Source organism: Enterobacter sp. CM29, assembly GCF_013179605.1.
GTDB classification, from domain to species: domain Bacteria; phylum Pseudomonadota; class Gammaproteobacteria; order Enterobacterales; family Enterobacteriaceae; genus Enterobacter; species Enterobacter intestinihominis.
Map to the genome: position 1 here is coordinate 1 of NZ_JABMCU010000245.1, position 5,471 is coordinate 5,471.

Sequence of the window (5,471 nt, forward strand, 5' to 3'; positions counted from 1 at the left end):
GGATTTAACGACGGTGATTGAGAATCTGCGGAAACGGCATAAATAAAAAAAGACCGGGGAAACCCGGTCTTTTTTTGTCTGTAAATCAGGCTCTTGGTTTGTAGTTTCTCAGCGCGTTACGGCCAAGGACGACAGCAGAACCGATGATCCCGCCGAGGAGAACGGCAAGGATGAGGGTGATGGCCTTTTTCGGGCTGTCACGTCGGATAGGTAGGTTCGGCTTCATGACGTAACGGTAGACGTGAATAGTGTCTGGGTTAACGTTGAGATTCTGAATATCCAGCAAATTCTGCTTAGTTTGATAATATAGACTAGTAAAAACCAGCGGACGAGACGCTTCGTTTTCAATCATCGATTTCAGGGCTTCACTACCCAGCAGGAACATGGTTTCTTGGGTCACATCCTGTGTTTGCTGAATCTGAGGACCACTGATTTTCGCGGCTTCTGCGTTTTTTAGTGCCTCAGTAATCTGCTTAATACGCAGATCTTTTTGCTCCTGCGCGACCTTCTCTTGGTTTTGAAGGGAGTCGTTTAAGGTTGTAATCTGCTGCTTGAGGTTATCGCTAAGATCAAGCGTCAGCTCTTTTGCCGTCTGCTCATCGACCTGTTGGATGTACTGCGCCAACTGCTTTTGCGCTGCTTCAGCCGATTCACCCTGATAGCTTACAGTTAATGGTAACATCTGACCTTTAACAGTAGGTTCGATAGAGAGTTTTTCCGGTTCTTCTTGGTTTTCCAAGGCTTGTGCTAAGGCTGAAAAGGATGAGTTAAAACGACCAATGGCACGATTCTGTATATCGGTCATTGAAGGGCCAGCGCCACGATAGAGTATGTTCAGAGCATTAGAATAGGTTGCAATTTGTGCTGCATCAGGCTGGGCAATGATAGCAGATGATGTCCATTTTTCTTGGACAACAGTGATGTATACAGCAGCAAGAACGATAAATACAGCGATGAACGTCCCTATTACCCACTTACCACTCCACAATTGCAGCACTAAATCGAGAAAATCAATTTGTTCCGAGTCATTACTGCGTGCGACCAGGTTATTGTTGTTTTGCGTCATACAATCCCTAACAGATGAAAAAGGGCAAACATAATCTTGTTTCCATAGTGTATCTGTTGCTGAGGAATTTTCTATAAGAATCCGATGAGTTATATCGGAAAGATGGGTTATGTATGTCTAGTTTAACGAGTTATTATAGACAGACTTTGATGCCCACTGGCATCAATAAGAACACAGATTAAATGAGGGAAGCTATGAAATTTTTGGTTACTGGCGCGGCGGGCTTTATCGGTTCTCATGTCAGCAAGCGCCTGCTTGATGCAGGGCATGAAGTTGTTGGTATTGATAATCTGAATGATTACTATGACCCAAACCTTAAGCTCGCCCGTCTCGATCTGCTCAAATCCGAGAATTTCACCTTCCACAAGCTGGACTTAGCGGACCGCGAGGGCATGGCCGCGCTATTCGCTGAGGAGAAATTTGACCGCGTGATCCATCTTGCCGCACAGGCGGGCGTGCGTTACTCGCTGGAAAACCCGCATGCCTACGCAGATGCTAACCTGGTAGGTCACCTAAACGTGCTGGAAGGCTGTCGCCACAACAAGGTTCAGCATCTTCTGTATGCTTCATCCAGTTCCGTTTATGGCCTCAACCGTAAGATGCCATTTTCTACTGACGACTCCGTAGACCATCCGGTATCCCTGTATGCGGCAACCAAAAAAGCCAATGAGCTGATGTCGCATACCTATTCGCATCTGTACAACCTGCCGACCACTGGCCTGCGCTTCTTTACCGTCTATGGCCCCTGGGGACGCCCGGACATGGCGCTGTTTAAATTCACCAAAGCTATGATTGAAGGCAACAGCATCGACGTATACAACTACGGCAAGATGAAGCGCGACTTCACCTATATCGATGATATTGCGGAGGCGATTATTCGCCTACAGGACGTCATTCCTCAGGCCGACGCAGACTGGACAGTCGAAACCGGTTCGCCAGCAACCAGCTCTGCCCCGTATCGCGTGTATAACATCGGTAACAGTTCACCTGTCGAACTGATGGATTACATCACTGCGCTTGAAGAGGCGCTGGGCAAAGAAGCGGTGAAAAATATGATGCCGATCCAGCCGGGGGACGTGCTGGAGACCAGTGCGGACACCAAAGCGCTGTATGACGTTATTGGGTTTAAACCACAAACCTCAGTCAAAGAAGGCGTGAAAAACTTCGTCGACTGGTACCGCAACTTCTATAACGTTTAAAAACAAAAAACCCGGCAGATTGCCGGGTTTTTTTATATCACGATTTTGATTAGTCACTGCCGAACAAATCGCGGGTATAGACTTTATCTTTCACGTCCGCCAGCTCTTCCGCCATACGGTTGGAGATAATCACGTCCGCTTCTTTCTTAAACGCATCCAGATCGCGGATCACACGTGAATGGAAGAACTCGTCTTCCTGCATGGCCGGTTCATAAATAATGACCTGCACGCCCTTCGCCTTAATACGCTTCATGATCCCCTGAATGGAAGAAGCGCGGAAGTTATCGGAACCGCTCTTCATGATCAGGCGATACACGCCCACCACTTTCGGCTGACGCGCGAGAATAGAATCTGAGATGAAGTCTTTACGCGTGCGGTTGGCATCCACAATAGCGGAAATCAGGTTGTTCGGCACTGCCTGATAGTTTGCCAGCAGCTGCTTGGTATCTTTTGGCAGACAGTAGCCGCCGTAACCGAATGACGGGTTGTTGTAATGGTTACCGATACGCGGGTCGAGACATACGCCCTCAATGATCTGACGGGTATTCAGACCTAAACTCTCGGCATAGCTGTCCAGCTCGTTGAAGTAAGCCACGCGCATGGCCAGATAGGTGTTAGCGAAAAGCTTAATCGCTTCTGCCTCGGTGGAATCGGTGAACAGCACCGGCACGTCTTTTTTAATGGCGCCTTCCTGGAGCAAGGCAGCAAAACGCTCTGCACGCTCGGAACGCTCGCCAATCACGATACGGGATGGGTGCAGGTTATCGTATAACGCCCTGCCCTCGCGTAGAAACTCCGGCGAGAAGAAGACATTATCAATACCCAACTCTTCTTTGATAGATTTGGTGAAGCCTACTGGAATCGTCGACTTGATGATCATCACCGCATTAGGGTTGATTGACGTAACGTCTTTGATCACCGCTTCAACGGTAGAGGTATTGAAGTAGTTAGTTTTGGGATCGTAGTCGGTCGGCGTGGCAATGATGACAAAATCCGCATCGCGGTAAGCGTCTTCTTTGTCCGTGGTTGCGCGGAAGTTCAGCGGTTTGGTCGCCAGGTACTCTTCAATCTCTTTATCGACGATCGGGGACTTCTTCTGGTTAAGCATGTCCACTTTTGCCTGCACGATATCCAATGCAACCACTTCATGGTTTTGTGCGATCAGGATACCGTTTGAGAGACCAACATAGCCTGTTCCGGAGATAGTTATTTTCATTCGTTTAACTTCTTCAAGTTTGAGTTTCTGGAGGCGTAAGCACACCACCGCAATAAACAACTGTTGAGGTTTTTACCTCTTAAGTTGAGGGACTGTCAAGACGAATGCCTTGCTTCAGAAAGGGATAAACGTAGTGATTTATGCGGCAATAAAAGGAGTGGGCTGGGGAAAGTAAGTCAACATGGGCCTGAAAGCGATAAAAAAAGCCCGGTGAGACTCACCGGGCCATGCTATCAGACTGAGTTAAATCAGATTAATCCAGCCATTCGGTGTGGAACACACCTTCTTTATCCGTACGCTTATAGGTATGCGCACCGAAGTAGTCACGCTGTGCCTGAATCAGGTTCGCTGGCAGAACGGCAGCACGATAGCTGTCGTAGTACGCCACCGCAGCGGAGAAGGTAGGAACCGGGATACCATTCTGCACCGCGTACGCAACAACATCACGCAGTGCCTGCTGATATTCGTCAGCAATCTGCTTGAAGTAAGGTGCCAGCAGAAGGTTTGCGATACCTGCATTTTCTGCATAGGCATCGGTGATTTTTTGCAGGAACTGTGCGCGAATGATACAGCCAGCACGGAAGATTTTCGCAATCTCGCCATAGTTCAGATCCCAGTTGTTCTCATCTGACGCCGCGCGCAGCTGGGAGAAGCCCTGCGCATAGGAGACGATTTTACCCAGATATAGCGCACGACGGACTTTCTCAACGAACTCAGTTTTATCGCCTGCGGGTTTAGCCTGAGGACCAGACAGCACTTTAGACGCTGCAACACGCTGCTCTTTCAGAGAAGAGATATAACGTGCAAATACGGATTCGGTGATCAGGGATAATGGCTCACCCAGATCCAGAGAGCTTTGGCTGGTCCATTTACCGGTACCTTTGTTCGCAGCTTCATCCAGAATCACATCAACCAGGTATTTACCTTCTTCATCTTTCTTGGTGAAGATATCTTTGGTGATGTCGATCAGGTAGCTGTTCAGCTCGCCTTTGTTCCACTCGGTGAAGGTCTCTGCGAGCTCCTCGTTGGAGAGGTTCAGGCCGCCTTTCAGAAGAGAGTAGGCTTCAGCAATCAGCTGCATATCGCCGTATTCAATGCCGTTGTGAACCATCTTCACGTAATGACCAGCGCCATCAGGACCGATATAGGTCACGCACGGCTCGCCGTCTTCAGCTACGGCTGCGATTTTAGTCAGGATTGGCGCAACCAGTTCGTACGCTTCTTTCTGACCGCCAGGCATGATGGATGGACCTTTCAGGGCGCCCTCTTCACCGCCGGATACGCCGGTACCAATGAAGTTGAAGCCTTCAGCAGACAGTTCACGGTTACGACGAATGGTGTCGTGGAAGAAGGTGTTGCCGCCATCAATAATGATGTCGCCTTTATCCAGATAAGGTTTCAGTGAATCGATAGCAGCGTCGGTACCTGCGCCCGCTTTCACCATTAACAGGATACGACGAGGTGTTTCCAGAGACTCAACGAACTCTTTAACCGTATAGAAAGGAACCAGTTTCTTGCCTGGATTCTCAGCGATGACTTCTTCGGTCTTATCACGGGAGCGGTTGAAAACGGAGACGGTATAACCACGGCTTTCGATGTTGAGCGCCAGGTTGCGCCCCATCACTGCCATACCGACAACGCCGATCTGTTGCTTGGACATTACATACTCCTGTCAGGTGTGGTCGCCGCGACTGTTGCGCGGCTTGAAATGTATTATAAATATTAACCCAGGTAGCTTACCCATGGATAGCACAAAAAAAGTGAAATTGCGTAGTGTTAGCTATCATGACCTTTAATGCGAAATCATTTTTAATAAGTTGCGCAAAAATCCTCAATTTCATTCTTTAATGCTGCGCATCGAATGCTTCTCAGATTATCTAATTCCTGAGAATTGAATAGGATCGCACTTGGTGAATATTCATCCCATGACGGCCTCTTTGGATCAGTGAATGTCTTCACTGTCACTATTAGTATAGTTAACGAGACAGCC

4 protein-coding genes are annotated in these 5,471 nt (G+C 48.4%); 1 reads left to right on the forward strand and 3 read right to left on the reverse strand.

Annotated elements, in window-relative coordinates; translation table 11 throughout:
- Positions 1 to 85: 85 nt before the first annotated feature.
- Complete coding sequence (gene wzzB / locus HP459_RS20870) at positions 86 to 1,066, reverse strand: LPS O-antigen chain length determinant protein WzzB (RefSeq protein ID WP_063137667.1); 981 nt, start codon at positions 1,064 to 1,066, stop codon at positions 86 to 88.
- 194 nt (positions 1,067 to 1,260) lie between these two features.
- Between wzzB and HP459_RS20875 the strand changes: the two genes are divergently transcribed.
- Positions 1,261 to 2,265: an NAD-dependent epimerase gene (locus HP459_RS20875; protein ID WP_063137668.1), complete on the forward strand. Its 1,005-nt coding sequence runs from the start codon at positions 1,261 to 1,263 to the stop codon at positions 2,263 to 2,265.
- 49 nt (positions 2,266 to 2,314) lie between these two features.
- Here HP459_RS20875 and ugd read toward each other — a convergent pair whose 3' ends face one another.
- The gene (gene ugd / locus HP459_RS20880; protein ID WP_038416357.1) at positions 2,315 to 3,481 is read right to left on the reverse strand and encodes a UDP-glucose 6-dehydrogenase; all 1,167 of its coding nucleotides are present in this window, start codon (positions 3,479 to 3,481) and stop codon (positions 2,315 to 2,317) included.
- A 253-nt stretch (positions 3,482 to 3,734) separates the two neighbouring features.
- On the reverse strand, positions 3,735 to 5,141 hold the full coding sequence (gndA, locus tag HP459_RS20885; RefSeq protein ID WP_047053487.1) for an NADP-dependent phosphogluconate dehydrogenase: 1,407 nt from the start codon (positions 5,139 to 5,141) through the stop codon (positions 3,735 to 3,737).
- Positions 5,142 to 5,471 lie beyond the last annotated feature (330 nt).